Source organism: Methanoregula sp., assembly GCF_002835825.1.
In the GTDB taxonomy this organism is placed as follows: Archaea; Halobacteriota; Methanomicrobia; order Methanomicrobiales; family Methanospirillaceae; genus Methanoregula.
Genome location: NZ_PIZH01000662.1, coordinates 1 through 1,154, shown reverse-complemented (window position 1 = coordinate 1,154; position 1,154 = coordinate 1). Strand labels below are relative to the sequence as shown.

Sequence of the window (1,154 nt, the reverse complement as noted above, 5' to 3'; positions counted from 1 at the left end):
CTGGTAATGAAACAGCCCGGCCCGGTGACCCGGATGCCCGGCAGGATCCGAGGAATCAGCGGCCCGATCTTCGCGTTCTTTGATATAACCGCGCGGTTTGATCAGCGCACCTTCGCTATTTTACTAATATATGTGCAGCAGCACCCGATGTTCTGATCAGAGTGTTTCGTTTGCCCCATACAGGCAAAGAAGCACTCGTATCCGGAGAGACCCGCATCTGAAGCCCGCAGAAGAACGAGTGCCGGCACACTTTCCCCGGCACCCGCTCCGATGCGTCCTGTCGTGCAGGCCCGGATAGTACAGACCACCAGCGGCTTGCTGCCTGCATGGCACCCACCAGTGTCCTGCAGCTACGAGCCAGGAGACTATGCCATGACCTCACCAGAAATCCCGGCCCCGGGCACGCACCTTCCTCCCGCACACCAGAATGCCCGGGAAGAATCCCGCACCAGTATCCCTGCACGACCCTGCAGGATGCCCGTGATGGGATGGATCCGGGAAATTGCACCGAGCGAGAACTGGCGCACGACAACCATACTCCGGCGCCACCGCGATTCCTCGCTCACACCAGCACTCTAAGAGAACCGTCCTTTGCACACGGGACGGTTCCGTCATTGTTCCATACCGCTGTGCCGGGAGACCAGCCCGGCACAGTCAACTCCTCTTCTGATAAAACAGAAAACTGAGAATCGGTTACCGGATCTTCGTGCCCGGTTCCACCGGCTTCAGCGGCACGAGGAGGGATGCCGCATCGCCCGCCGCAAGCACCATGCCGTTGCTCTCGACACCGAAGATCTTTGCGGGCGCCAGGTTCGTGACAACAACGACATCCTTCCCGACAATCTCCCCGGGCGTGTAGAACTGCTGCATGCCGGCAACGATCTGGCGCTTCTCCGTACCGATGTCCACCATCAGTTTTAAGAGTTTGTTCGACTTCGGCACGGGCTCTGCAGACAGGACTTTTCCCGTCCGCAGGTCGAGTTTCTGGAATTCTTCGAACGTAACCACGGGGATCTTCTCCGACGTCTTGGTTGCAGCGGGCACGCGCTGTCGGAGGAGTGCGGTAATGCTAGTACCCTTCCCACCCTCCCTCTGACCACGGATTAGGACGGGGTGGTTGAAGATGTCGTACGGAACGGCAGTCAGCGGAAGTG

2 protein-coding genes are annotated in these 1,154 nt (G+C 59.2%); one reads left to right on the top strand and one right to left on the bottom strand.

Translation table 11 applies throughout. From position 1 onward, the window contains the following. Positions 1-372: 372 nt before the first annotated feature. Complete coding sequence (locus CW742_RS14240) at positions 373-579, top strand: hypothetical protein (protein WP_292421513.1); 207 nt, start codon at positions 373-375, stop codon at positions 577-579. A gap of 114 nt (positions 580-693) precedes the next feature. Here the strand turns inward: CW742_RS14240 and metG are convergent. Further along, positions 694-1,154 (bottom strand): methionine--tRNA ligase subunit beta (metG, locus tag CW742_RS14235; RefSeq protein WP_292421512.1); only part of this gene is annotated, 461 nt, incomplete at its 5' end.